Origin of the sequence: Vibrio sp. RM-41-2B (genome assembly GCF_024744415.1) — a bacterium.
GTDB classification, from domain to species: domain Bacteria; phylum Pseudomonadota; class Gammaproteobacteria; order Enterobacterales; family Vibrionaceae; genus Vibrio; species Vibrio diabolicus.
This window is the reverse complement of record NZ_JAMQWD010000004.1, coordinates 128,175-152,386: the sequence shown is the minus strand read 5'-3', so window position 1 is coordinate 152,386 and position 24,212 is coordinate 128,175. Positions and strand designations below refer to the sequence as shown.

Below are 24,212 nucleotides of genomic sequence, written 5' to 3'. Positions count from 1 at the left end.
TGCTGAATAGTTTGACAGCCAATGCCTATGTAGATGTTAAAGACCATCCGTTTTCTAGTAGATATGCATTACAGGATCCAGTAATAAAAAAGCCCTGCTAGGTCTAGCAGGGCTTTGTAATACATGTAGATATTAATTACTCGCTCTTGTAAGCGTAGTTATAGTAACCGTAACCATATCCGTATGAGTTTGACGCTTTCTTCTCTACGGCGTTTAGAATCACGCCTTTTACTTCCACGCCGGATTGTTCAAAGCGGCCTTGTGCGACTTCAATTTCCTTCAAAGTCGTTTGATCAAAACGAGCTACCATCAGTGTTGTTCCTGCGATTGCACCAACAATGCTTGGGTCGGTAACCGCGAGTACAGGCGGCGTATCGATGATCACAAGATCATACTGCGCCGACATTTCGTCAACAAAGCTCTTAAAGCGAGGATGCATCAAAAGCTCTGACGGGTTTGGTGGTACTTGGCCACGAGTAACCACATCTAGATTGTCGATGGATGTTGATTTAATAATATTGCTATGGGATGTCTTGCCGCTCAAATAATCAGAAAGGCCGTTATCCCAACGTAAACCAAAACATTGCTGCAAATAACCTTTACGCATATCCGCATCGATAAGCAGTACTTTCTGACCTGTTTTCGCAGCGACGGCTGCAAAGTTTGTCGATACGAACGTTTTACCGATAGATGGTGCTGGACCTGAAATCATAAGAACATTGTTCTTCGCTTCCATCATCGCAAAGTGCAGGCTAGTACGAAGACTACGCAGGGCCTCGATGGAAAGATCGGCCGGGTTAGCTTCAGCAAGAAGGACTAGCTCATCGTTGCTGCCTTTGTTTCGTTTAAGCTTGTTTGCAAATTCCAGTTGTTGAATAGATTTTGGAACGCTAGCGTAAACAGGCATACCAATCTGCTCAATTTGATCTGGTGTTTCTACACCACGGTGGAATGCCGCTCGAATTAATACGAAAGCCACGCCTGCCATGCCGCCAAGCAGTGTTGCTAGCACAACGATAAGCGCTTTTTTCGGCTTGATTGGCTTCGAGAACGATTGAGCGTTATCTAAGATTCGAACGTTGCCAACGGTTCCTGCTTTAATGATGTTGAGCTCTTGAACCTTGTTCAATAGCTGGATGTAGATTTGTTGGTTTACTTCTACATCGCGCGTCATGCGTAGAACTTCACGCTGTGTTTTCGGTAACTTTTGAACTTGTTTATTAAGACGCTCTTTCTCTTTGAGTAGCGTCTCACGTTTATCAAGCAGAGACTTATAAGCCGGGTGATCTTGTGTAAAGCGCTGGCTGATTTCACTCTCTTTGAATGTCAGCTCATTTAACTGCGCTTCTAATTCAACCATCACTTTCAGCGTTGATTGAGCTTCAAGGCCTAAGTCGATAGATTCATTTTCTTGACGGAATCGATTTAAAACGTCTTCAGAAGCGGTCAGTTTTGTTTTGATGTCAGGAAGGTGGCCTTTCAAGAACTCGAGACTTTGTTCTGCCTCTGCTGAGTTTCTTTGAACGTTTTGCAAGAAGTAGTTCTGGCTAATATCGTTCAAGATAGCTTGAATCTTAGCGCGATCTTCACCAGAGAAGCTTAAAGAAATAATCCCGGTTTGCTTACCACGTTCGCTAATCGATAAGTTTTGTTGCAGTGCATTGATTGCATCTAATTTGCTGACTTTACTCACGGTAAACGATGCGCCGTCTTGCGCTATCATTTCTGTAGCTAAGAATTGATAGCCGTTCTTTTCAATGAGCTCGCCAACCTTACCTTCTAAAATGACGTTATTGTCATCTTCTATAAGTCTGAACGTCTGTTTTTCAGAATCAATAACTTCGAGAGTTAGAGGAATTCCAACTGCGTAAGAAGGGGTATTAAATCGTGAAACGCTCAGACTGATTTGTTCGCCTTGCAGTCGAGCTAAGCCCTTACCGATGATAGGCATGTAATTCGGAGAGACGACCGTGGTTAAGTTGAACTTATCAACTGTACCACCCAAAATCATACGAGATTTAATGATCTCAATTTCTGTTGTCGCTGATGACTCTGCTGAAAACAGCTCTCCCATATCACCAACCATCGCTGAAATACCACCGGAGCTCTTACTTTCAATTTGGATAAGAGCGTCAGCTTTGTAGATAGGTGTTGATAGAATGGCAACGCCGACGCCTATAATTGAAAATAGGACTACGGTACATAGAATGAGCCATTTGGCATCAAGAATGATCCCAAATAACTTTCCCAAATCGATCTCATCGTCGGCTTGACGTGATTGCTTAATAGTTTGTGTTGTCATTACTTTAACTTCTTAAATACCTTGCCATTGGCGTTTATTTATTTAGCCTTGCGGCTTATAGTTTTTGAGACCACGCTTTTGCTGCTTTTTCTATAAGCGTATAAGCATGTTCGAAGGCTTCTCTACTTTGTCTGTATGGATCTGGGATGTTTTTTTCATTTATCCATTGTCCAAACAGCATCGTTTTACCTCGTGCCTCAGGAGCGACTTTGGTTAAGGCTTCTAAATGACCTTTTTCCATAACCAATATCAGATCGTATTGAGCGCAAAGCTCAGGTGTTAATTGTCGTGCTTCGTGTCCATCTAAGCTTACGCCATGTTCGTTCGCGATGGTGGTTGCCATATCATCAGCAGCTTTTCCTGTTAAATGACTTTTATCCACCGCGATTCCCGCTGACGCGACATGTTTGTTTGGTAGTAAAGACTGCAAAAGCCGCTCTCCTGTTGGAGAGCGGCAAATATTACCTACACAGACGACAAGAATATTAGAAAACAAATGCTTACCCTATTTTAAATTGTATGCCTATGATCCCAACTGAATTGCTTGCTTCTTTATATTGCACAATTGAGCTACGTAACTATTGAATGCATGCCGCAAGAGATAACTTTCTTGCGGCACGTCGTTTTTACGGCCAAGTGCGTACTCGTAGTACACCTTCGGTTAATTCGTTAAAGCCGGAAATGGTTGGAACAAGTTGAGCAATAACGCGGTTCCAACGGCTAACAGGCGCAGCTGTTACATAGACTATGTCGTATGGGTTGAGATCAAACTCTGTTCCAATCACCAAAGCAGAAGCATCAGAAACATCTAACTGATAGATGTCCGCCATTTTAGCTTCTTCTTTTGAACGTCTGATGACGAAAACGCCAGTAGCATCGGCGGAGATTTCATTAATACCACCAACGCTACTTAGAGCTTCAGTAAGGCTCATACCGCTGCGATCAATTTTGAGTAGTTTTGGATCGTTAACTTCGCCCATAACAAATACTTTTTGTGCATCGTTACGGGGAATATGAACAATATCACCTGGCTTTAGAAGACGGTTTTGAGTTAAGTCGCCTTGTTGCATCAGAGCATACAAAGAGACATTTTCAACCACACCGTTTCGCGTCAGTGTTGCATTACGCCAATCGGCTTCGGCTGCCAGTCCGCCTGCTCTATTCACGGCATCAAGAAGTGTAAGAGGAATGTTTGTGATTGGTTGTTGCCCTGGCTTGTTCACTTCGCCAGTCACATAAGTCTTTTTAGAGCGAAATGCTGCAACGCTTACATCGACTTGCGGGCTCTCAATGTATTTTGCAAGACGGTTGGCAATGTCTGCACGAATTTGGCGAACGTTTTTACCTTCAACGTGTACAACGCCAATGTAAGGGTAGAAGATCGTGCCATCCGAATGCACCCAGTTACCTGCTTCGGCTGAACTACGATATGAGCCAGCTGGGATCGTGAGCTCTGGGTGGTCCCAAATAGTAATATTTAAGATATCGCCAGGTCCTACTTCGTATTCATACTTGGCGATTTCAATATCTAACTCTGGATTTGGCTTTGAAAAAGGATCTATTGAATTTAAAGAGGTCACTCGCTCCAAAGTTAAAGGATAAACCGTAACCTGCGATTCTATATCACTCGATTCAGTGCTCATTACTGTTTTGTCACTGACCGAAAGGTGGCTACCAGGCAGAGTACACCCTGTAAGAAGGATAGGAAGTACTGATATCCCCAAAAATTTATTAAATGTGTTCATTGGTTTATAACTACCGAAAGAAAGTTTGCCGACTGAAATTGGTTCATTCTAATTGAACTGCATTTCATCAATGTTGACGATTTACTGCAGTTTTAAGCCTTTAGAAAGCGAGTCCATTCAGAATTATTTGTGTAATAAACACTCCAAATGGCTGCTAGCGACTTAGAGCTCTTAGTTTCATTTATGAAGGTGAAAAATCTACCCCACAAAAATAGTCAACCATTATCCATCTGGTTGCAATAAAGGCAACTACATACTTAAAAAATACTTACGAATACATGACAAAATTATGTCTATTTAGCGTTATTGAGATGAATGCATGATTTTGCACATGTAAACAGGCAGGAATGTGAAAAAACTCATGCCAAAGTTGTATGCATCCTATTTACACCATATGCAACTGCCGTTATGCTTCCTGTTGCGGTCGGATATAACAACAAATATTGGAGCTAATTTTGAAAATCAAACTTTTAACGGCAAGTGTGGCTGCAGTCCTACTAGCAGGTTGTGGTAGTGACAGCGATCCTGAGGTAAAAACATACTCAGTACAGGCTTATGATCCAGCTGTTATCGGCATGGAAGTCTCTTACGACTGTGGTGGAGATTTAAAAGGTAAGGCTGATGAACTGACAACAAACTACAAAGGTATGGTTGGCTATGCGCGCATTAGTCACATAGATGTAGTTAGTGCTCCAAGTGAGTGTACTTTCACATTAAAGCACACTGATAAGAGTGTAGATGCATCTAATGGTAAACGTATTACAACTGATTACAAAATTCCAAAAGGTCTAGCGCAAGCAGATGCACCTGTAACAGGTTCACCGTTTACTACTCTAGTAACGGATACTTTGGAAGAAGGTGCAATTTACACGCCAGAGGTTGCAGAGCAAGTGTTTGCTGACTTAGGTCTTGATGTTAATGCGATGGGCGTTTCCGTTAATGATTTGCTTCGCAATACTGAAAGTGTAGTTAAGCAGTTAGATGAGAGTGGTGATGCTGCAACAAAAGCATTAGCGACTAAACTGGTTGCTACAGCGAATGTAGTTTCAGATGTCATTAAAGCGAACCCTACGGCTTCTCCGAAAGCAATTTCAGTAGCAGCTAAAGCTGTAACTGAAGAGGTAATTAAGAAGAACCCAAATTACCCTAAAAATGATTCTGGTGAGGTTATTTACGTAGAGGTATCTGAAGAAGATACTAAAGATGTTGTTAACCAGGTTGAAAAAGAGATCGAAGCAGGAAAACCTGTAGATGATTTCAAACCGGTAGTGCCACCGATTCCAGATGCGAAGCCAGGCAAACCAGTTGATCCTGTTGATCCGCCATCAGGTGGTTCAGGCGGTAACTAATTAACTGTACTGATAATTAAAAGGCCTCTCAGAGGCCTTTTTTGATCCTATCGTACTGTGGTCATCACCTTTTAGTGAGTCCTTTACTGTTCAAGTAAGGCAGGATGTGCGGACGTGATTCGCCAGCTAGTTTACTGGTGACTTCTTGTGACCAAGTGCTTTGTTTTTGATTGCTCGAACGGTTTGCATAGTAGTTTTGCATGGTTTGGTCATAAGCCTGAATATCATCCAAATTTAGGTCTTGATATTGATTCTCATGCACCACGACATGAGCAGGTAGACGTGGCTTAACTTCAGGGGCTTGATCTGGATGACCAAGACACATACCAAATAAAATGGCTGTATTTTTAGGTAAGCCTAATAACTCGTCGACTTTTTGAGCATTGTTTCGTAAGCCACCAATATACACGCCTCCTAGTCCCATAGACTCTGCTGCAAGTAAGCAGTTTTGTGCCATGATGCCAGAATCAACAGCACCGATAAGTGTTAACTCGGTGAAATCAGCTTGCACATCAGGATTGATACTTGCGTGGCGCTGGTAATCAATGCAAAACACCAAAAACTCAGCAGCGCTTTCAACGTACCCTTGATTCCCCGCATATTGTGCCAATAGCGTACGCTTTTCTTTGTCGGTCACGCGGATAATTGAGACGACTTGCAACATACTTGATGAAGACGCCGCAAGGCCAGCTTGTAGAATCGTTTCTAATTGTTCGCTTTCAATAGGTTGCGAGGTGAACTTTCGAATTGAGCGGTGATTGAGAATTGTTTGTATCGTACTGTTCATGGTGACTTAACATCCCCTGTTACATGTAAAGGCTGAAGCCTCACCTTAGCGATATTTGATGAGTCGGTAAACTATCTCAAAAGAAAAACAATGCTTAGCGCATAAGTGTGAAGATGAATAGAGAATACATCACTCGTTCTGCTTGAGAGCGTATATACTGTTTTTAGAATCAACAATTTAACTGCAGTGGAAAATATGAAAGAACTCATCGTTCATACAGTCACGGTGTTTATGGGCTTCTTTGCGATCATGAACCCCATCGCCAATATTCCTATCTTTTTGAGTTTAACGGCTGATGAGGATAGAGAAACCGTACGTTCCATGGCGCTTCGTTCGGTTTTTATTGCATTTGTCATCATTGCGATATTTTCGATCGCCGGTAAATTAATTTTTGATTTGTTTGGTATCACGCTGTACGCCTTGCGAATAACGGGCGGTATCTTGGTGTTTTTGATCGGTTTTAATATGCTTCAAGGTGATTCGACGCATCAGAAAACTAAAGAGAAAGCGTATTCTCCAGCGCAGCAGCAGGCGGCGTTGAGCATTGCCGTTTCTCCACTTGCAATGCCGATATTAGCAGGGCCTGGAACGATTGCTACCGCGATGAACTTTGCTACGGCGGGTGGTTTTGATCAAACCATTATTACCATCGTTTCTTTTGCTGTGTTGTGTGTTATTACCTATATACTGTTTTTATTTGGAGACAAATTGGTCAAAGCAGTTGGACCGAGTGCTCTGAACGTCGTGACGAAAATGATGGGCTTAATCCTAGCGGTTATCGGTACTCAAATGTTTATTGATGGCGCGGGCGAAGCCTATAAAACTGTTTTCTCTTAGGCGTTTCCATCTCGTCTAAATCCCCACCTACATTTCTAGCTGGTGTGGATTTTTTGAACTTTAGTTTTCACTTTCTAAGAAAGAAATAAATAGACTTCACCTATTTCAATAATAAGAATATTCAATTGTTTTGATTGCACGAATTTCATTACTCTTTTGGCAAGAATAATGGGGGAAATATGGCAACAAAAGCAATTGTAGTGGAAGGTGGCGCGATGCGAGGTGTCTTCGCAAGCGGAGTGCTAGATGCTTTTTTAGAGCAGAGTTATAAACCGTTTGATTTTGCCATTGGTGTATCTGCTGGCGCATCAAACTTGATTGGTTATTTGACCGACTATCCGCATCGCAGCATTAATGTCATTACTAAGCTGGCAACGAGTAAACGCTTTTTTGATCCGACTCGATTTGTTAAAGGTGGGGATCTCATTGATGTGAAGTGGCTGTTTGAAGAGTCTAATCGTTTGTATCCCGTCGATGAAAATCAACTGTTTAATGGTATTCCTTTTCTGGCAGCGACGACGAATGTAGATACAGGACAGGCAGATTATTATCGCGTGACGCGTGATAATTTTCACCATGCGATTGAAGCGACGACAGCGTTACCCATTGCATACAAGCACACCCCTTGCTTTTCTGGAGGCTGCTATACCGATGGTGGGGTTGCAGATTCTATCCCGGTGCGTGAGGCTTATCGTCGCGGGGCTCGCGACATAACCGTTGTGCTTTCTCACCCGCTAAATTATGCCAAGAAGCCAGTAAAAACCACATGGCTGATGAAGAAGTTATTTGCCGAACATCCTAAAATGGCGGACGCGATGTTAAGACGTGCAGATAACTACAATCAATCGTTGGAATTTATTCGTAACCCTCCACCGGGAACGCATGTCAGAGTGATTGCACCACCAGATAATTTTCCTGTTCAGCGCTTATCAATGCGACAAACCGTTCTATTGGAAGGTTATGAAATGGGGCTGATTGAAGGGCGGGCTCATTTGGCTAATTTGTCAGGTGTTCATGGGTTAGATCGGGAAAACTGCCATTTTTGCGTTTGATAATGAAAGAGCCTCATAGCGAGGCTCTTTTTACTTAACGTTCAAAGGGCGATTTAGTTGACTTTATCCCAAGCCATTTCCCAGTGTGAACCAGTTCCTGGTTCGTATTGGTTTGCGCTTTCTTTCCACTGTACACAGTAACCAGAGTATGGGAAAGGTTTACATTGGTAAATGGCACCGTCGCTTGCAAGCACGTTTGTGCCCGCCGTGTAGCTAGATAGCCCTTCAGGAAAGACAAAATCGTACTCGCCAGATGGTGGTGGCGTTACTGACTCTTCTTTTAAGTGAAAGTCGAGCGTTTGCTGATCCACCAAGTTGCCATCTTTGTCTTTAATACGAGTCACGAGCATATGGTGACCAGGCTCTGATTTGCTTAAAGCGAGCGATACAGCCTCCACCGAACCGTCTTTCATTTCATCTGCCCAGCTTGCAAGTGGCTCACGGTGGTGATTGTACACGGTGAGTTCTGCGTTTAAATCGCCTTCAGCAGTGAGTGTCAGATCCAACGTTGTCGGTGTTGACTCAATAATATATTCGTCTGCTAAGCCATCTACTGTGAGTGAGTACTCTGGAGCGGGAGTTTCTATCTTGTAGCCGATTTCTACACGCTCAAGGCCGCTATTAGCTTGCAGGTACACCGGGTTAGTACCATAAACAGGAGTGAATTTATCCTCGGCATACTGTCCAGCTTGCAGTTTAGTTTGCTCTTGGTTGATCTTCGTTGCTAGAGCGTAAGACCAATTTTTCGCTTTGCCCATGACTGCATCGGTAATTTCTAGCTCGGTTCGATAAGCTATGTTTTCACCCGCCTGATCAAATACGCGTGTATAAACCGAATCTCCAACATTTAAATCCATCGTCGGAATAATTTGACCGCCTTGCGTCCAATCTGGAATGACTGGACTGTCACCATCAAATTTCACATCGATCACGTTATAAAATGAAGCCGCTGTGTCGCCAACATCCCATACCGCCAGAATGACGTGATACCCCTCTCGCGTAGGCACATTACATTGATGGCTCACCTGTTTTGGAGGTTGAACCATATTGCCGTCGACTACACAGAAAGGAGTCAGATCAAACGAGTCGCGTGATAGTGAGGCATTTGGGTTCCAATCAGGTTTGGTGATGTAATATTTCCAGTCACGCGTCACATGGTTAGCTGTAAATGTCCATTCAAAAGTCTGTGTACCTGATTGAATAGGACGTTTAACCCAGCGGTCGGCAGTTTGTTCATCAAGAGCGGCAGCTAGAGCGGTTTCGGCACTTGCTATTTTTCCATCGCGAGGCCCTGTTTGTGGAAAACCATCAGGACCTTCAACACTTTGTGGCTCGTATTGAATGGCACCGCAGTTATTATTTTTTTCGTTAGTATCAGGTGTTGGATACTTACATAGTGCCGCGCGACTTGCAGCGACACCATCATTGGTTTCTGATACGTAGCCGTGAGCCGCTGCACCTGAGCTAATGCTTGCAAGTGCTAACGCAAGTACGGATTTGGTTGGAAAGGATTTCATCACATGTCCTCTGTTATGGCTGACAAATTAATGTCACACCTCGGCGCATGCTGAGCACGAAGCAACGCTGCATGCATCCTTACTTTGGATAATGTAGTGTTGCAACATGGCAACCCCGCTATCATGAGCATTACTTTTGATGATGGAATGCTGACAGACCGGAAGCTTTGCGTCCCACCCTTTCGAATGGTTTGCCGAAATGTGATTGAGCAGCCAAAATTTAGCTCAAGAATTTACATGTGGAAAAGTAAACGGCACTGACATGGAATCATGTTCTCAAATTGAAAGGTAACGGTACGCCAACCTCATTGATATTGTGCTGTTTTGTTTCTAAGGTATTGGTTTTGATGTTGTTTTTGTGTTTTTTATAGTTGGAGTGAATGGGTTGCTAGTTGTTGGGTTGAAGGTGGGAAGGGGCAGTATTAAGGATAGAAGAAGCACCGTTTAAAGGGCGGAATATACCGCCCTCTGAATCATTTTATTTAGGCATAATGACGGTATCAATAACATGAATGACGCCGTTTTTAGCTTTCACATCGGTTGCCATTACATTTGCATCGTTGACCATGACTTTGTCGCCCATGGTTTTAATCATCACGTCTTGCCCCTGAACCGTAGTTGCTTTGTCCAGCTTAACAACATCGGCAGCCATTACTTTCCCTGGGACGACGTGATAAGTCAAAATGGATACTAACTTGTCTTTGTTTTCCGGCATTAAGAGCATATCGACTGTACCGTCAGGCAGTTTTGCAAAAGCGTCATCCGTTGGTGCAAAAACAGTAAATGGGCCTTCTCCTTTGAGTGTATCGACTAGATCAGCCGCTTTCACTGCAGCGACAAGTGTATTGAAAGAGCCGTTTTCAGTGGCAACGTCGACAATATCAGCCTTCATCATGCCATGCTCATGAGCCTTGACGGGAAGCATAAAAGATAAAGTCGCCATCAATGTAGCCGTGATAACCAAGATACGTTTAAACATAATGTGTTCCTTACGAGTTGGGGGTACAACGGTTTCCCTAGAGAATGTCTTTGTTTGTACGCATCTAAATGAAAAGATGATCAACGAGCCCTGCTTTCTTTCGATTGCCTCACGTGTCGCGTTAAAATCCGTTTGCCTTCTTGTTTTACATCGGCCCGTTTCCGCCATGCCCATAGACGCTCCCTTGCGTCTTTAGCTGCGCTATTTAGGTCGACAATAGGCGCTAGGTAACGGCTATCCGGTTTCAAGTGGTACATGACGGTTTCCATCTGTGTCATTGTCCAGGGCTCGAACAATAGTGGGGTGGGGACCATTTGCAATTCAGGCACCCATTTATAGATGAACGCGCCATCAGGGTCATGTTCTTGGGCTTGCTTAACCGGGTTGTAAATCCGGATTGTATTGGTCCCAGTTACCCCGGCTTGCATTTGGAATTGTGGGTAATGAATACCAGGCTCAAAGTCGAGGAATAGTTGCGCTAAATGCGTCACGCCAGTTCGCCAATCCGTGTTCATGTGATGAGTGAGAAAACTAACCAGCATGGCACGCATGCGAAAGTTTATATAGCCAGTCTGATGCAAACAGCGCATACAGGCATCGATCAAAGGTATGCCTGTATATCCAGATTTCCATGCTGCTAACTTTTCTTCATCGAAAGTGCTACTTTGTTTAATCAACGGTTCGTAAGCCCGGTTAACACAGTAAAACTCCATGTCGTATTCCGACTCGAATTTTTGGATGAAGTGACAGTGCCAATGCAGCCGTGAAGACAACGCAATTAAGCTGCGACGAAACCCAGCTACTTGCCAGTGTTTCAATAGGTATTGATAAACTTCACGCAAGGATATATTACCCCAAGCGAGGTATGGAGAAAGGCGAGTACAGGCTGTACGTGAGGCCGTAGGATTAGAGATGCTTCGATAATAATCGCGACCTCGACGATTGAAAAAATCTTCCAGTGTTTTCCAAGCGAGTTGGCTTCCTCCCGTTTGCATTCCTTTGCATTTTGATAGCCAGGATGAAGGTGGCGAAAACGCGCAGCCGAGTGATTCTGCATCCAATGAATGCAACAAGTTGGTTTGCAGCTCAAGAGGGCTTATGGAGGCTCTCATGACCAAATCCCAATGTTTGTCCCAACCCTGCCGGTCTTTTGCTCCTCTAATAACAGCACCGTGCTCGAACTCAAACCACGTGATGTTCTGCTCATGCAGCCAGTCGGCAATTTGCTTATCGCGCTCAAAGGTGCAGTTGAGCCCTATTTCCTGATGAGAAAACACAGCGTTGATTTGATATTGCATTTGAATTGATTGAAAACATGCTAAGGCATCGCCAAACAGAACCGTGATGCGATGTCCGTAGGCTTTGAGCGTTTCATTCATGTCTTGCAATGATTGCCAAACAAATCGCCAGTGACGCTCAGAATAGTGAGGGTTGTTTAACAGCAACGGTTCAACAATATATAAAAGTACCGTTGGGTGCTTTGACGACAATGCTTGTGTTAAGGGCTGGTGGTCAGTCAGTCTTAAATCTCGTTTTAACCACACGACATTGATTGTTTGCATCGGAATCCTCTTTGTTTCCGATGTTGTACGCAAATGATCCGAAGAGATCTCACCTAATGATCGGTTTTGTTCATTAAAACGTAGAGGTTGCTCACAAGGAGGTGAGATATGTCGATACCACTGAGTAAGTTAGAAAAGTTCTGCTACGTAGATAAATTGATCATTCACTCGCTTGATCTCGCATTGTATCAAGCATCTGTCGTAGTTGATGGGAAAGCGCAATTCATCACTGATGACAACGGTATCTTTTTGAGGGCTCATTCCCTTATCGAGATGCAAAAGAAGTGCAAGAATATCAAAGCAAATAAGCAGGTTTTAGTACATAAAAGTGCTTATGACGAGATGGTGGGGCTACCCGAAGGCAAAAGAGACAATCAACTAGAGGTTTTGGTGAGGGATACAAAACTGTATTGAAAGAGTGTTGGTGCATAGTAAAAGCGAGCCACCTTACGGCAGCTCGCTTAAAATAGAATTAGAGTCGAGCTTAGTCTTGTTTACGCTGAGCTTCTTTTTGTGCGTACTTAGCGGCACGTCGAGCTTCTCTTTGCTTGGCACTTTCGCCACCAACATGCTGCTCGCCTCGCTGTTCTGCAAGAACAATTTGTTTTTCACGTTCGCGGAATCGAGCAATTTGCTCTTCTGAGTGCGTGCCGTGACATTTCGGGCAGCTCACGCCTTGCTCGAACAAATCAGACTGTTTGTCTTCTTCTGTGATCGGTAGGCGACAAGCGTTACATAAGTCGTAATCTGCTTTTTCTAGCTGGTGGTTTACTGCAACACGGCCATCAAACACGTAACAATCGCCTTCCCACATACTCTCTTCCTCTGGTACCTCTTCAAGGTACTTTAGAATGCCGCCTTCTAAGTGGTAGACCTCATCAAAGCCCTGTTCTTTCATGTAAGCAGTTGATTTTTCGCAGCGGATACCACCTGTACAGAACATCGCCACTTTCTTATGCTTTTCCGGGTCCATGTTTTCTTTTACATAGTCTGGGAATTCACGAAAGGTTTCAGTATTTGGGTTTACAGCGCCTTTGAATGTGCCGATCTCGATTTCGTAATCATTACGTGTATCGACAACAAACACTTCAGGATCAGCAATAAGATCGTTCCACTCTTGAGGTCTCACGTAAGTACCCACTACGTGGCGAGGGTCGATGCCTTCGACACCCAATGTTACGATCTCTTTTTTCAATTTTACTTTGGTGCGATTGAATGGCTGGGTCTCAGAATACGACTCTTTGTATACGGTGCCTGTCAAACGAGGCTCGTTGTTTAGCCACTCCAGTAGCGTATCAATACCTGCACGATCAGAGGCAACAGTGCCGTTGATGCCCTCACTTGCCAGCAGTAATGTTCCGCGAATATGGTGTTTTTCCATCAACGCAAGTAATGGCTCGCGTAGTTCTTGATAGTTATTCAGCTCAACAAACTTGTACAGCGCACAAACTACATACTGACTCATGAGGTTTCCTTTAAAAATACAGGTGGTCAACGACCTTAAAATTTTAGCGGCACGAAGTATACCTGACTAAATTAGTCGGAAATACGGACAAATTATGCGGATATTATGGCTAGGCAGGATGTAGCGGTGTTTTGATGCGGCAAAGCGTCACGCGGGTAAAATCGCTATGTGTTCAAATTATAAGCATAAATTGTAGAGAACAAGGTAAGTTGAACTCGACACTTTTGGTTTAAATTTGTACTGTGATTCCTTCTTCGGCTCTTCATTAAAGTTGTGCGCAAGAGCTACAAAATAATAATCGGATCAGTTGGCAAGGAAAGGACATGCAGCAGTTTTATATCAGGCGGCTGAGGGAAGAAGATGCTCCCTTGCTCAAACAATTACTCGTTGAACTCGATACATCGCACTATGAAGCTGAACCGAACTTCTATCGTCCACCCAAGGAATTGGCGCAACTAAGAGAATCATATGGCACCTTCGAAAAGTATTTTGACGGGAGCGTGAGCGCTTTTATTGCTTGTTCGCAAAGAAAGGTCGTCGGCTTTATCTCTGGTTCGGTTCGTAACGTTCAGTCGCTGATTTCACCAGAAAAACGCGTTGGTTTTATTAATGAGCTTATTGTTGCAGAGAACCATCGAAACTTAGGAATAGGTTTATCGCTGATGGATAAGATGGAAAGTGATTTGTGTGCTCAAGGAATAGAAGAAATCGGCTTAACCGTGGCGTCATTTAACCATGAAGGTGAGGATTTCTATCATAAAATGGGCTACCGGGTGATGACGAAACGTATGACCAAGCGCGTAAGAGATTCGTAAAAACAAGATGGTAGGAATGAAACGCCTCTTACCTCTAGAAGAGGCGTTTTTATAGTATTTATTTCAAATTAGCGGCGGTTTGATTCCCCATCGCAATTAACTTATCTAAAACGCGCTCACCGTCGGCACGTAAACCGTTGTGCTCGTACTCGTTAGTGATCCACGCTTTTGAGTTTGGGATTAACGCGAGCGTTTCTCGGCTGATATCCATTTCCACAAACATATCATCAGCGTAAACGGCGCAACTGACAGGCACTTTGTTTTGAGCCAGTTGTGTTTGATCGTACAGTGCAGCCCAATCTTCTTTCGCGGCCAATATTTCAGCGGCATCTTTTAGTGGCTTGAGGTTGACGTATTGATCGAACATCCATGGGAATACCATTTCCCCCGTAAAGTAAAATGGCTTGCCAGGTTCATAATTAAACTCTGGTCGGGTTTGGCGAACACGGTGTGCACTCCAATTTGACGCAAAACCTTGGCAATAAATCGATTCATGCAAAATGGCGTAAATCGGGTTGGTTTGGAAGTTTTGTTGCGCCAACATATCGTTCAAGAACTCATAGCGAAGTTGTTGTTTGCCGTTCACTTCAATCAACGCGCTTTCTAACCAATAGTAAGTTGGTAAGAAAGTATCACTCACACCAAAGTTGATGCCGATTTGTTGAAATTGTTCCACCGTGAAGCGTTGACCATTTGGTAGGTACTCTTCATTTTCCAGCAAGTGATTCGCAATGTTTTGGCAAAGTTGTTGCGCACTTGGAAATTGTTGGAAGAACGCTTGGTTTTTCTCCATGGTGCGTTTGAAGGTGGCTTCATACACATCGTCGGTATGACGCGAGACTGATGGCACGCCACCTGTGATGTAGCTTTGCAGCAAGCTGTCTGGGAACAAAGACAAATAGGTGAGGGAGCAAAAACCACCAAAGCTTTGACCTAAGATCGCCCATTTTTCGACGCCAAATTGCTCACGAATGTACTCCGCGTCGTGCACGATGTTATCCGCTCGGAAGTGGCTTAAGTAGTCTGCTTGTTGCTCTGGCGTGAGGTGAGCAAGCGTCTGATGATTAATTACGCTGCTGTTGCCCGTACCGCGCTGGTCGAGAAGCAAAACTCGGTACTCTTGCAGCGCGCGTTTTACCCAGCCGTTATTGCCGTTTTGACGCGGAGAGGGAAAGCCTGGCCCGCCCTGAAAGTAAACCAACCAAGGTTTGGTCGATTCTTCATCGCCAACTCGGCAAACCGCACGAGCGAAGACTTCAATGGTGCCTTTACTCACGTCTTGGTAATCCAGAGGAACGGTAAAACTGTGGGGAGTGTAATGCAATCCTGCGTCGATAAATGATTGAGCGTTCATTGTTATCTTTATTTCCTTATTGAGGGGTAGCGCTACTTTACTGCGAATGGCGTGAAGAACCAATGCTATTTCCAAATCGCTTCGTCAGTTCTATACCTTGGTCAAATCAATGTAAGTTCAAGAAAATGAAACGATTAGCGACTGGTGCAACTGGTTGAGTGAGCTATGCTCAATAGAGTTGCGACAAAGTGAGAGCATGGAGGAAGTCGGATGAAAGTGTCACTGGCTCGATGGATTATTGTGACTTGTTTAATAAGCGTACCTACTTTTGCCGTTGTTACGCCCAACCCACCTCAATTAAAGGCGAAAGGTTACGTATTAATGGACTTTCAATCCGGTGCCATTATTGCCGAGCATAACGGGCGAGCAGGCCTTGCTCCGGCTAGTTTAACCAAGTTGATGACCGCTTACGTCGTTGGACAAGAAATCAAAGCGGGGCGTTTGAAATGGGATGATGTTGTCACCGTGAGCGAAAACGCGTGGTCGGCCAAGTTTCCCGGATCTTCTAAAATGTTCATCAAACCGAAAGATGAAATTAGTGTTGCGAACTTAATGCGCGGTGTGATCATCCAATCGGGTAATGACGCGTGCGTTGCACTGGCTGAGCACGTTGCTGGCAGTGAACGCGGCTTTGTCGCCTTGATGAATGGTTGGGCGGAGAAATTAGGACTGCAAGACACCTATTTTGTAAACTCCCATGGTCTCGATAGTGAAGGCATCCAAACCTCACCCACCGATATGGCAAAACTCATGCAGTCGATCATCAACGATGTTCCCGCTGTGTATGCGCTATATAGTGAGAAAGTCTTCAAGTGGAACGACATTACGCAGTACAACCGCAATAAATTACTGTGGGACAATTCCATTGACGTCGACGGGGGCAAAACCGGTTACACCAGCAATGCGGGATACAGTTTGGTGAGCTCCGCCAAAGAAGGGAAAATGCGGTTGATTTCGGTAGTGATGGGCACGCCAAGTAAACAGGCTCGGATCAGCCAATCGAAGAATCTACTCAGCTATGGTTTTCGTTTTTATGACACCAAGCAAGTTGCTAAGCAGGGCCAAGTTGAGTCTAAAGTTCGCGTTTGGAAGGGTAATGCCAATCAAGTTGAGGCGATCTTCGCTAAAGATGCCTATCTCACTCTGCCTCGTTCAATGACGGCTGGGCTTGATAAGAGTGTGGTGTTAAATGAACCATTGATTGCGCCGATCGCGCAAGGAGATGAGATTGGTAAGGTCGTTTGGAAAAGCGATGACAGTACCGTGGCGAGCTATCCGTTGGTGAGTAACCAAGCAGTGGAAGAGGGCTCGTGGATTGGGAAGTTATGGGACAGTTTAGTGCTGTGGGTGAAGTCGTTGTTTAACTAGCGCAAGGGCGAGTTTCGCAATAGTGATTTCAGAATTTCAAACAAAGAAAAGCAGCTCGAAGGTGAGCTGCTTTTTGCTTTTTTTTCTTTATAGCTGAGACGACTTTCGTGTCGATTCTGCTTTCGCGTTTATTGCGGGTTCAGTGATTATTCAGACAAGGTGATGATTGGTAAGTCATCCCAAATCTTGCTTTCATCTGATGCGCCGCCAGAGAAATTCCAAGGACCTTTGTCTTGTTCAAGGGGACGGTAAGTGGCAGACAATCCATCCAAGTCCCAAGTTGTCACATAGAATCGAATGCCATCCAGTGAATCAGGTCGACCTAGTGCGTCACTCGCGAAGTCCATCGAAATGGTGTTGTTGGCTTTGTCTACCGTGACCATTGGTGCCGGTGTTACGGCTTCGCCCCATGTTGTCGCGTTTGCTCCTTGGGTGTTGTAAATCGAGCTTTGCCAGCCGAAGACTACAGCGTTGCGACTCCATGTTCCGCTTGGCATAGAAGCGTTGATCTTAGGCAGTTCCGTTAGGTTGGTTGCTGCTTCTTCCGGTAAATCAATGAAGATGGTGAAACCAACGTGGTCAAAGCCGTTTGGCGGCAGCCAAGTATCGGTGATCTTGTCCATGGTGAAGGTCAAGCGCACATTACTACCGACGGTAAACACCTCGGCTTTGTTGATTGCGAGTTGGCTGTTGTCTTTGTCGAACGTTGGGTCCGTTGGTAGCGAGTAGTTACCGTTAGGACCGCCCATGCCATCTTGCGCATCACCTGCGTCATCAATAGTGTCGTCTGGCGTGTTCGACCAGCTTAAGTCCGACACAAAGTTCACATCTTCAGTGCCTGCTTTTTTCTCAGTGGAGTAAATCGCGAAGCGGTGTTGCTGTTCGCCAATCGCAAAGTGACGGGTAGATAAAGTCACGCTAAATTGACCGTCAGCACTTACGGTAACGGCTTGTGCGGTTTCTAGATTACCGTCCACGACGAGGTTTAATTTCTCGTTTGCATTAGCAGTACCAGCAATCACGATGTCGTCAGTGATGGTTTGTCCTTCCCAATCCTGTGCCAGTTGGATGTTGAGGTTTGGGGTATCTACCGATTGATTGCTGCTTGTTTTTGAGTAAATCACTGCAGACTTGGCTGGAAGCTCAAGGGTTACGTGACCGTTTTCATCGGCGATTAACTGTTCTGGAGCTTCTGCCCAGTTCGACATGATTTGTTGTTGGAAGACGGTGCCGCCAACTTGTTCTACATCGAGTTGGTTCATCAACATCGGCGAGTTGGATGTGTTCATCACCACCAAGACTTCGTCGTTATCCAACGTTCTAGTAAAGGCGAAGACGCCCGCGCCCGCTTTATCGCTGCCAATCACTTTCATTTCGCCACGTGTCATGACTTTGTTTTCAGTGCGTAGCTTGGCAAGTTCTTGAATAAACAAGTACATCTCACTGTTTTGGTCGAATGAATCTACGTAGTTGCCATCTTCACGGTACCCTCCGGCGAACATCGCATCACGCGCTGCTGACATCGCTTGCTCTGTACCTTGGTAAATCACAGGAATACCGGGTACGCTCATCATGGTGATCAGAGCTTGCTTCATATCGTTGACACTGCCTTGCGATAGAAAACGCGGCATGTCGTGATTATCAATGAAGTTCGGCATGATGTATGGATTTGGGAACATCTCCATCATTTTCTCAAGACGGAAACGTAAATAGTCGGTCGGTTGTCCTGATGCAAATACGCGCGTCATGGTCGCTTGCAATGGGAAGTTCAGTACCGAGGTTAGCTGTTTCGGCGAACCACTTTCACCGATGTAAGTCAGCATCTTCTCTTCGCCTTCGGTGTTGTAAGGCGTAGATGTTTCGAATACTTCACCAAAAGTGAGGAAGTTGTCACGACCGGTATCAACGGCTTGAGTCATCACACCATCATCGGCGTGCAGGAAGTCGTTCCAGAAATCGTGCTCAACAAACTTCACGGTATCGATACGGAAACCGTCAACGCCGACTTCGCGAATCCATTTTCGGTAGCTCTCTTTTAGATAAGCGCGTACTTCAGGATTGGACGTATTAAGGTCATCTAAATCAGAGAGCTGCCAGGTTTTTTCTTGGACGGGATCGTTGTGGTCGGTGATGGTTGGCGTCCAATGGTAACTACCTGTGCCGTCTGTTTTACACTCGTTCATGTTGAGTGGGTACGGCAGCTCTTGCCCGGCAGGTAGTGCATTTTTTATCAAACGGAAACCTTGGCAAGGTAGGCTTGGATCATAACTGTAAGGATCATCGTAGGTGAAGAAGTTGCCTACATGGTTAGTCACGATGTCCTGAATTAAGAACATGTTACGCGCATGCACTTCGCGTGCTAACGCTTGGTAGCTTTCCATGTTACCAAAGTGTTCATCCACTTTTTGGAAATCGCGCGCCCAGTACCCGTGATAGCCGCCGTAGTTTTGCTCTGCATCCCACCATTGGTTAGCAACTGGCGGAGTAATCCAGATCGATGTGGCACCGAGATCTTCGATGTAGCTTAACTTATCACTCACGCCAACGAGGTCGCCGCCGCTGAATTTTTTATCCGAAGTTGGATCGAATTCGTTTTGCCCTTGATCATTAAGAGCGCTGTCGCCGTCGTTAAAAAGGTCGATCATCAGGAAGTAAATAATTTGATCTTGCCAATCAGGAGATGCCACGTGGCTGCCTGTATCGATTGGTGTGGTTTCGTCGCTTCCACAGCCAGAAAGAGCAAGAGCGATCGCTAAAGGAAGTATTTTTATTTTATTCATTGGGTTAGGTAGAGTTTCAAACACAGTTTTTGCCTCCGTTATGCAGCAATGCAGAAACGATAAAGCAAAGGTTTGAAATTGAGGGTGTCATTTCACGCCAAAAAAGACGTGAAATGATGTCACGAAGCGGCGACTTTGATCTGACCGACAGTTTTAATTGAGCGGTTGCACAATAGGATATTGTATCGGGTAATGCTCTTTCGCGAGCTCGTTGTCGGATTCATCATAAAGGCGGAAACGGCACTGCTTTGCAGTTTGAGTGAGCGATAATTGCAGCACCCAACAAGCATAATATAGCGAGTGTTGGGTTAAGCGCATTGCGTGAGGTGTGGGGTCATCATCGACGTAACAGTCAATCCTCACAACGTTTTCAAGTCGGCATGCCAGTTCGATAAAGAGCGTGTATTGCGCCCCAATATTAATAAGCTGCCGAGTCGGGACAATGTATTCCGTTGCGCCAATTAAAAGCCCCTTAGAAACCACATAATCACGCTGGTGGTTATTCTCAATGTAACGTTCCCCATCGACTTCATAACACAGGCGAAAGGTAAGGGGATGCGCTACCGGAAGTTCGGTCGTTGCCCATAGTTCGGTGCCATGACTTAAAAAACGCTCGAAGAAAGCGGGGTAGCGCCGCCATGCGCCATCACGGTCACGGCATTCTACCGAGACCACTTTCTCAAAAGCAATATTGTCTACTTCCATCCAGATTTTGCCGACAGGTTGGTCGATATGGTTATCGTCGAAGGTATTGGCTTTGGCGTAGTACAAGCGGATCGGTTGCTGATTTAGATGAGTTCGGTTATCCAAACATTGTTGGCGATACTGCATGGGTGAAAACGGATACCAACGACGAAAAGTGCGGTGAAAGTTCGATGGTTCTTCATAACCGAGTTGATAGGCGATTTGCTGCGTTGTGAGTTGGGTGTCGGCAAGCAAAGTGAGTGCTTGCTTTCTTTTAGCGAAATTAACGCATTGAGAGTAGCTCATTTGCTTTTCTTGCAGTCGACGTTGCAAGGTGCGTTTGGAGACGCCCAGTTGCCTTGCCGCTTGCTCTAACTTGAGCGCGTAATTACTGTTTTTGATGAACAAGGCGTTCAAAACACTCAGCAATTCGGGTTGTTCAATTGGCTGGTGAGAAAGCAGCAAATAAACATGTTTCACCAGTTCAAACACGCTTGAACTCGTTTTAGAATCTCGCGTTTCCTTTAGAAAAATATCGGCCGCGAGTGGATTGTTGGCGTGAACTTGTACCTGTATTGATTCGCTTAACTCAAGCATTTCCAACTGCATTTTGAGCAAGCCAAACACCGACTCCGCCCAATTTGGCATATCGGCCGTTCTGCATTCGACTTGCAGATGGATTTGGGCATCACCATGTTGCAATGTGACGTACAAACGGCGGTCGAATAATGAGACACTTTTACTCCACCAAAGCAGCCCTTCTTGGAGGTTAGGCGCTTCTTTCAACATCATGCATTGCAAGGCCACCAACTTCTCAATGTGCCAATATTCGCCGGCAATTCGAAGGTGATTGTGACCGAGCTTTTTGCACAGAAAGGATGTAATAACGTTATCTTGAGGCAGCATGAGTTGAGTTTGGTTGCGAGCAAACATGCATTATTGCTGAAAAGATGAAGAAGTTCAGTGAGAACGCTCAAAGCCTTTCTTATCGTTATATTTTCAAATTTATTTTGAAAATGTTTTTAATCGAAATCGGTTTTTCCCTTTATCTCATGAGGTTATGCTGTTACACAGCTTAAATTCATTAATTGGAGAACCTCATGGATATCGTACAAGCTGCAAAATCTCGTTACTCAACGAAAGTGTTTGACCCAACGCGCAAGCTATCTCAAGAAAAAATCGATGCAGTTAAAGAGCTGATTCGTTTTAGTCCATCGAGTGTGAACTCTCAACCTTGGCATTTCATTCTGGCAAGTACAGAAGAGGGCAAGCAACGTATCGCAAAAGCAGCGCAAGAGAACTACGCGTTCAATGCTGCGAAGATCTTGAATGCGTCACACGTGTTGGTGTTCTGTGCCAAAACGGGTATCGATAACGACTACATTGAAGCGTTATTGGCGCAGGAAGAAAAAGACGGTCGATTCCCAACCGAAGAAGCAAAAGCAGCAGTACGTGGCGGTCGTAGTTACTTTGTAAACATGCACCGTTTTGATCTAAAAGATGCTAATCATTGGATGGAGAAACAGATTTACCTCAACGTGGGTACGTTGTTGTTGGGCGCTTCAACACTAGAAATTGATGCGGTGCCAATCGAAGGTTTTGATCCGAAAGTGCTGGATGAAGAATTTGGCTTGCGTGAAAAAGGTTACACCAGCGTTGTGATCGTGCCGCTGGGCTACCACGCGGAAGATGACTTCAACGCGAAAACGCCAAAGTCTCGCTGGGACGCAGAAACCGTATTCACCGAGATCTAATTCGAGCTTACTTGCAGGTTATGTAGAACCCTGTAATCAATATATAAATCGCAAAAGAGTGATAAAACGATGATCCACTTAGTTGCAGAAGTGAAAGCCTACCCGGACAGCAAGGATCAGGTGGTGAATTTGCTTGCTGGTTTACTAGAGCCAACTCGCAAAGAAGAAGGCTGTTGCCAATACGAGTTGTATCTCGACGAAAAAGTTGAAGGCCTATTTATGTTCCAAGAGATTTGGGCATCGCAAGAGGCCTTGGATAAGCATTTGCAAAGCCCGCACATGGCGACGTTTCTTGAAACATTGGAAGAGAACGATTGGGTTGAATATACCCAGATTCGTCCTCTTCGATTTATCGCCTAATGACAGAAGGTTGCCAGCACGTTGGCGCGTTGCTGGCAGCATTTTTGTTGGATAAAGTCACGGAAAGTCCGAATCGTTGGCGTCAATAATCGACGATCGGCACATACCATGTAGAGCGGCACTGGGCCGCAATCCCACTCTGGTAACACTCGCACCAATCTTCCCTCGATTAAGTCTCGGCTAATGTCCATCAACGATTTATTCGCAATGCCTTTGCCTTTGATCGCTAACCGGTGTGGCAAGTCACTATCGTTGCTCATCAAGTTACCGCTGACCACGATTTGTTCTTTCTCGCCGTCACGTGTGAGCGTCCATTTATTGTAGACCGAATCCGCGACCATGTAGCACAAGCAGTTGTGTTGCATTAAATCGGCAGGAGAGGTGAGTTCTGGATGTGTAGCTACGTACTCTGGCGATGCACATAAGATCCGTTCGTTTGACCCACACAATGCCAATACGACCAGATTGGAGTCGGCCGGCTCGCCGTAGCGAATCGCAATATCGACAGGCTTGGTGTACATATCCGTCAAGCTATCGGACAGCTCTAGTTTGATGGAAACATTTGGGTAGAGATCGATGAACTCATCCACCCAATCGAGCAACATGTTGCGACCAAAATCGGAGGGCGCGGTAATGTGTAGCTGACCAGACAGTTCACCGCGCGCACTTGAGATCTGATCCAACCCCTCTTGCAATGTTGCCAACGCTTGCGTGGTTTTGTCCAAAAACAGTTCGCCCTCTGAGGTTAAACGCAGGCTTCGGGTAGAACGCACAAACAGCGGGAAACCGATTTGCCCCTCAAGACGCTTAATCGATGCACTAATGGCGGCAGGTGTCATGTCCATGCTGTTAGCAGCTTTTGAAAAGCTGCCTTGGCGCGCTGTTTCGACAAAAATATTGAGGTCGTTGAGGGCTTTCATCGTGAAAAGGATGTTTGTGAAGTTTGAGCTACTATAGGGGAGATGAGCAAAGTAATTCAAGCTAAACGCCTTTGAAGGTGAAAACATTAGGTTAAGTGGTCACTTTGAGTTAGATTAGCCCGCCACTTACATCGCTACTGGATCAACAACATGAGCAACGAACAGCCGAATAACCCTCTGCATGGGTTGAGTTTAGAAAAAATCGTCACCCGACTAGTTGAACACTTTGGTTGGAATGGCCTGTATGAGCGCGTTCGAGTGAACTGTTTTAAGAAAGATCCGTCGATCAAATCTTCGCTGAAGTTTTTGCGTAAAACGCAATGGGCAAGAGATAAGGTGGAAGCGCTATATATCGAGACGTTCTGCTGATCACTCTATGGTCTGCAGCAAGCGTTATGTAGATTCTTAGTCTCGCCTTGGCTCGCTAGAATGACGTCACTTTTCTTATCGTGTGGGCTTTAAGAGTGGCTCTGCTGTTACGTCTAAAGCGTGATTCAGAATCTACCCTCAGATTGTATTGAGTTTATTCATCGCTCTAGGGTCTGCAGCAAGCGGTAAGTAGATTCTTAGTCTCGCTATGGC

Annotated in this window: 21 protein-coding genes and 1 riboswitch; of the genes, 9 read left to right on the top strand and 12 right to left on the bottom strand. The window is 45.0% G+C overall.

All coding sequences use genetic code 11. From position 1 onward, the window contains the following. Window positions 1–136 precede the first annotated feature (136 nt). From NB463_RS02210 to NB463_RS02200, 3 genes are all read right to left on the bottom strand, one after another. Window positions 137–2,302 carry a polysaccharide biosynthesis tyrosine autokinase gene (locus NB463_RS02210; protein ID WP_258432024.1) on the bottom strand — a complete coding sequence of 722 codons (2,166 nt, stop codon included), beginning with the start codon at window positions 2,300–2,302 and terminating at the stop codon, window positions 137–139. A gap of 55 nt (window positions 2,303–2,357) precedes the next feature. Continuing rightward, complete coding sequence (locus NB463_RS02205) at window positions 2,358–2,798, bottom strand: arsenate reductase/protein-tyrosine-phosphatase family protein (RefSeq protein ID WP_047009636.1); 441 nt, start codon at window positions 2,796–2,798, stop codon at window positions 2,358–2,360. Between the two features lie 130 nt (window positions 2,799–2,928). Further along, window positions 2,929–4,047 (bottom strand): polysaccharide export protein, encoded by a 1,119-nt coding sequence (locus NB463_RS02200; RefSeq protein WP_006740798.1) that lies wholly within the window; start codon window positions 4,045–4,047, stop codon window positions 2,929–2,931. Between the two features lie 455 nt (window positions 4,048–4,502). On the opposite strand from NB463_RS02200, the gene NB463_RS02195 reads away from it, so the two are divergent. Beyond that, window positions 4,503–5,396, top strand: coding sequence for a hypothetical protein (locus NB463_RS02195; RefSeq protein WP_005397797.1), 894 nt, complete (start codon window positions 4,503–4,505; stop codon window positions 5,394–5,396). 64 nt (window positions 5,397–5,460) lie between these two features. Here NB463_RS02195 and nfsA read toward each other — a convergent pair whose 3' ends face one another. Then, window positions 5,461–6,183, bottom strand: coding sequence for an oxygen-insensitive NADPH nitroreductase (gene nfsA / locus NB463_RS02190; RefSeq protein ID WP_006740796.1), 723 nt, complete (start codon window positions 6,181–6,183; stop codon window positions 5,461–5,463). A 195-nt stretch (window positions 6,184–6,378) separates the two neighbouring features. Between nfsA and NB463_RS02185 the strand changes: the two genes are divergently transcribed. Together NB463_RS02185 and NB463_RS02180 are read left to right on the top strand one after the other, a co-directional pair. Beyond that, window positions 6,379–7,020, top strand: a complete 642-nt coding sequence (locus tag NB463_RS02185) for a MarC family protein (protein ID WP_046875716.1) — start codon at window positions 6,379–6,381, stop codon at window positions 7,018–7,020. Between the two features lie 179 nt (window positions 7,021–7,199). After that, on the top strand, window positions 7,200–8,072 hold the full coding sequence (locus tag NB463_RS02180) for a patatin-like phospholipase family protein (RefSeq protein WP_258432025.1): 873 nt from the start codon (window positions 7,200–7,202) through the stop codon (window positions 8,070–8,072). Window positions 8,073–8,125: 53 nt separating this feature from the next. Here the strand turns inward: NB463_RS02180 and gbpA are convergent, their stop codons facing one another. The 3 genes from gbpA to NB463_RS02165 form a co-directional block, all read right to left on the bottom strand. Next, on the bottom strand, window positions 8,126–9,589 hold the full coding sequence (gbpA, locus tag NB463_RS02175; RefSeq protein WP_258432026.1) for an N-acetylglucosamine-binding protein GbpA: 1,464 nt from the start codon (window positions 9,587–9,589) through the stop codon (window positions 8,126–8,128). Between the two features lie 105 nt (window positions 9,590–9,694). Further along, a riboswitch (cyclic di-GMP riboswitch) is annotated at window positions 9,695–9,795 on the bottom strand. Between the two features lie 272 nt (window positions 9,796–10,067). Further along, complete coding sequence (locus NB463_RS02170; RefSeq protein ID WP_258432027.1) at window positions 10,068–10,568, bottom strand: fasciclin domain-containing protein; 501 nt, start codon at window positions 10,566–10,568, stop codon at window positions 10,068–10,070. A gap of 80 nt (window positions 10,569–10,648) precedes the next feature. Beyond that, on the bottom strand, window positions 10,649–12,130 hold the full coding sequence (locus NB463_RS02165; RefSeq protein ID WP_258432028.1) for a cryptochrome/deoxyribodipyrimidine photo-lyase family protein: 1,482 nt from the start codon (window positions 12,128–12,130) through the stop codon (window positions 10,649–10,651). Between the two features lie 108 nt (window positions 12,131–12,238). Between NB463_RS02165 and NB463_RS02160 the strand changes: the two genes are divergently transcribed. Beyond that, window positions 12,239–12,544: a DUF6482 family protein gene (locus tag NB463_RS02160; protein ID WP_258432029.1), complete on the top strand. Its 306-nt coding sequence runs from the start codon at window positions 12,239–12,241 to the stop codon at window positions 12,542–12,544. Window positions 12,545–12,614: 70 nt separating this feature from the next. Here the strand turns inward: NB463_RS02160 and trhO are convergent, their stop codons facing one another. Beyond that, window positions 12,615–13,595 (bottom strand): oxygen-dependent tRNA uridine(34) hydroxylase TrhO, encoded by a 981-nt coding sequence (trhO, locus tag NB463_RS02155; protein ID WP_145472286.1) that lies wholly within the window; start codon window positions 13,593–13,595, stop codon window positions 12,615–12,617. 323 nt (window positions 13,596–13,918) lie between these two features. On the opposite strand from trhO, the gene NB463_RS02150 reads away from it, so the two are divergent. Continuing rightward, a complete protein-coding gene (locus tag NB463_RS02150) occupies window positions 13,919–14,410 on the top strand; it encodes a GNAT family N-acetyltransferase (protein ID WP_258432031.1) in 492 nt (163 codons plus the stop codon). Between the two features lie 58 nt (window positions 14,411–14,468). Here the strand turns inward: NB463_RS02150 and NB463_RS02145 are convergent, their stop codons facing one another. Next, window positions 14,469–15,764, bottom strand: a complete 1,296-nt coding sequence (locus NB463_RS02145) for an alpha/beta hydrolase (protein ID WP_258432032.1) — start codon at window positions 15,762–15,764, stop codon at window positions 14,469–14,471. A gap of 210 nt (window positions 15,765–15,974) precedes the next feature. Between NB463_RS02145 and NB463_RS02140 the strand changes: the two genes are divergently transcribed. Beyond that, the gene (locus NB463_RS02140; protein WP_258432033.1) at window positions 15,975–17,132 is read left to right on the top strand and encodes a D-alanyl-D-alanine carboxypeptidase family protein; all 1,158 of its coding nucleotides are present in this window, start codon (window positions 15,975–15,977) and stop codon (window positions 17,130–17,132) included. A 146-nt stretch (window positions 17,133–17,278) separates the two neighbouring features. On the opposite strand, the gene NB463_RS02135 is transcribed toward NB463_RS02140, so the two are convergent. Both NB463_RS02135 and NB463_RS02130 read right to left on the bottom strand, forming a co-directional pair. Beyond that, window positions 17,279–19,936 (bottom strand): alpha-amylase family glycosyl hydrolase, encoded by a 2,658-nt coding sequence (locus NB463_RS02135; protein WP_258432034.1) that lies wholly within the window; start codon window positions 19,934–19,936, stop codon window positions 17,279–17,281. Window positions 19,937–20,065: 129 nt separating this feature from the next. Beyond that, window positions 20,066–21,529: a helix-turn-helix domain-containing protein gene (locus tag NB463_RS02130; RefSeq protein ID WP_258432035.1), complete on the bottom strand. Its 1,464-nt coding sequence runs from the start codon at window positions 21,527–21,529 to the stop codon at window positions 20,066–20,068. A 167-nt stretch (window positions 21,530–21,696) separates the two neighbouring features. Here NB463_RS02130 and nfsB point away from each other — a divergent pair, with 167 nt between their 5' ends. Then, the gene (gene nfsB, locus NB463_RS02125) at window positions 21,697–22,350 is read left to right on the top strand and encodes an oxygen-insensitive NAD(P)H nitroreductase (RefSeq protein ID WP_258432036.1); all 654 of its coding nucleotides are present in this window, start codon (window positions 21,697–21,699) and stop codon (window positions 22,348–22,350) included. A gap of 69 nt (window positions 22,351–22,419) precedes the next feature. Then, window positions 22,420–22,710 carry a putative quinol monooxygenase gene (locus NB463_RS02120; RefSeq protein ID WP_021822050.1) on the top strand — a complete coding sequence of 97 codons (291 nt, stop codon included), beginning with the start codon at window positions 22,420–22,422 and terminating at the stop codon, window positions 22,708–22,710. Here the strand turns inward: NB463_RS02120 and NB463_RS02115 are convergent. Then, complete coding sequence (locus NB463_RS02115) at window positions 22,707–23,630, bottom strand: LysR family transcriptional regulator (protein WP_015313624.1); 924 nt, start codon at window positions 23,628–23,630, stop codon at window positions 22,707–22,709. The genes NB463_RS02120 and NB463_RS02115 overlap by 4 nt on opposite strands. A 150-nt stretch (window positions 23,631–23,780) precedes the next feature. On the opposite strand from NB463_RS02115, the gene NB463_RS02110 reads away from it, so the two are divergent. Continuing rightward, window positions 23,781–23,999, top strand: coding sequence for a VF530 family DNA-binding protein (locus NB463_RS02110; RefSeq protein ID WP_005396617.1), 219 nt, complete (start codon window positions 23,781–23,783; stop codon window positions 23,997–23,999). Window positions 24,000–24,212: the final 213 nt, after the last annotated feature.

Excerpts from the sequence above, each read along its gene's own strand:
- nfsA (WP_006740796.1), bottom strand. The coding sequence starts at position 6,183 with ATGAACAGTACGATACAAACAATTCTCAATCACCGCTCAATTCGAAAG.
- NB463_RS02160 (WP_258432029.1), top strand. The coding sequence starts at position 12,239 with ATGTCGATACCACTGAGTAAGTTAGAAAAGTTCTGCTACGTAGATAAA.
- NB463_RS02210 (WP_258432024.1), bottom strand. The coding sequence starts at position 2,302 with ATGACAACACAAACTATTAAGCAATCACGTCAAGCCGACGATGAGATC.
- NB463_RS02140 (WP_258432033.1), top strand. The coding sequence starts at position 15,975 with ATGAAAGTGTCACTGGCTCGATGGATTATTGTGACTTGTTTAATAAGC.
- NB463_RS02200 (WP_006740798.1), bottom strand. The coding sequence starts at position 4,047 with ATGAACACATTTAATAAATTTTTGGGGATATCAGTACTTCCTATCCTT.
- NB463_RS02115 (WP_015313624.1), bottom strand. The coding sequence starts at position 23,630 with ATGAAAGCCCTCAACGACCTCAATATTTTTGTCGAAACAGCGCGCCAA.
- NB463_RS02130 (WP_258432035.1), bottom strand. The coding sequence starts at position 21,529 with ATGTTTGCTCGCAACCAAACTCAACTCATGCTGCCTCAAGATAACGTT.
- NB463_RS02120 (WP_021822050.1), top strand. The coding sequence starts at position 22,420 with ATGATCCACTTAGTTGCAGAAGTGAAAGCCTACCCGGACAGCAAGGAT.
- NB463_RS02170 (WP_258432027.1), bottom strand. The coding sequence starts at position 10,568 with ATGTTTAAACGTATCTTGGTTATCACGGCTACATTGATGGCGACTTTA.
- NB463_RS02110 (WP_005396617.1), top strand. The coding sequence starts at position 23,781 with ATGAGCAACGAACAGCCGAATAACCCTCTGCATGGGTTGAGTTTAGAA.
- NB463_RS02165 (WP_258432028.1), bottom strand. The coding sequence starts at position 12,130 with ATGCAAACAATCAATGTCGTGTGGTTAAAACGAGATTTAAGACTGACT.
- trhO (WP_145472286.1), bottom strand. The coding sequence starts at position 13,595 with ATGAGTCAGTATGTAGTTTGTGCGCTGTACAAGTTTGTTGAGCTGAAT.
- nfsB (WP_258432036.1), top strand. The coding sequence starts at position 21,697 with ATGGATATCGTACAAGCTGCAAAATCTCGTTACTCAACGAAAGTGTTT.
- NB463_RS02145 (WP_258432032.1), bottom strand. The coding sequence starts at position 15,764 with ATGAACGCTCAATCATTTATCGACGCAGGATTGCATTACACTCCCCAC.
- NB463_RS02185 (WP_046875716.1), top strand. The coding sequence starts at position 6,379 with ATGAAAGAACTCATCGTTCATACAGTCACGGTGTTTATGGGCTTCTTT.
- NB463_RS02180 (WP_258432025.1), top strand. The coding sequence starts at position 7,200 with ATGGCAACAAAAGCAATTGTAGTGGAAGGTGGCGCGATGCGAGGTGTC.
- NB463_RS02150 (WP_258432031.1), top strand. The coding sequence starts at position 13,919 with ATGCAGCAGTTTTATATCAGGCGGCTGAGGGAAGAAGATGCTCCCTTG.
- gbpA (WP_258432026.1), bottom strand. The coding sequence starts at position 9,589 with ATGAAATCCTTTCCAACCAAATCCGTACTTGCGTTAGCACTTGCAAGC.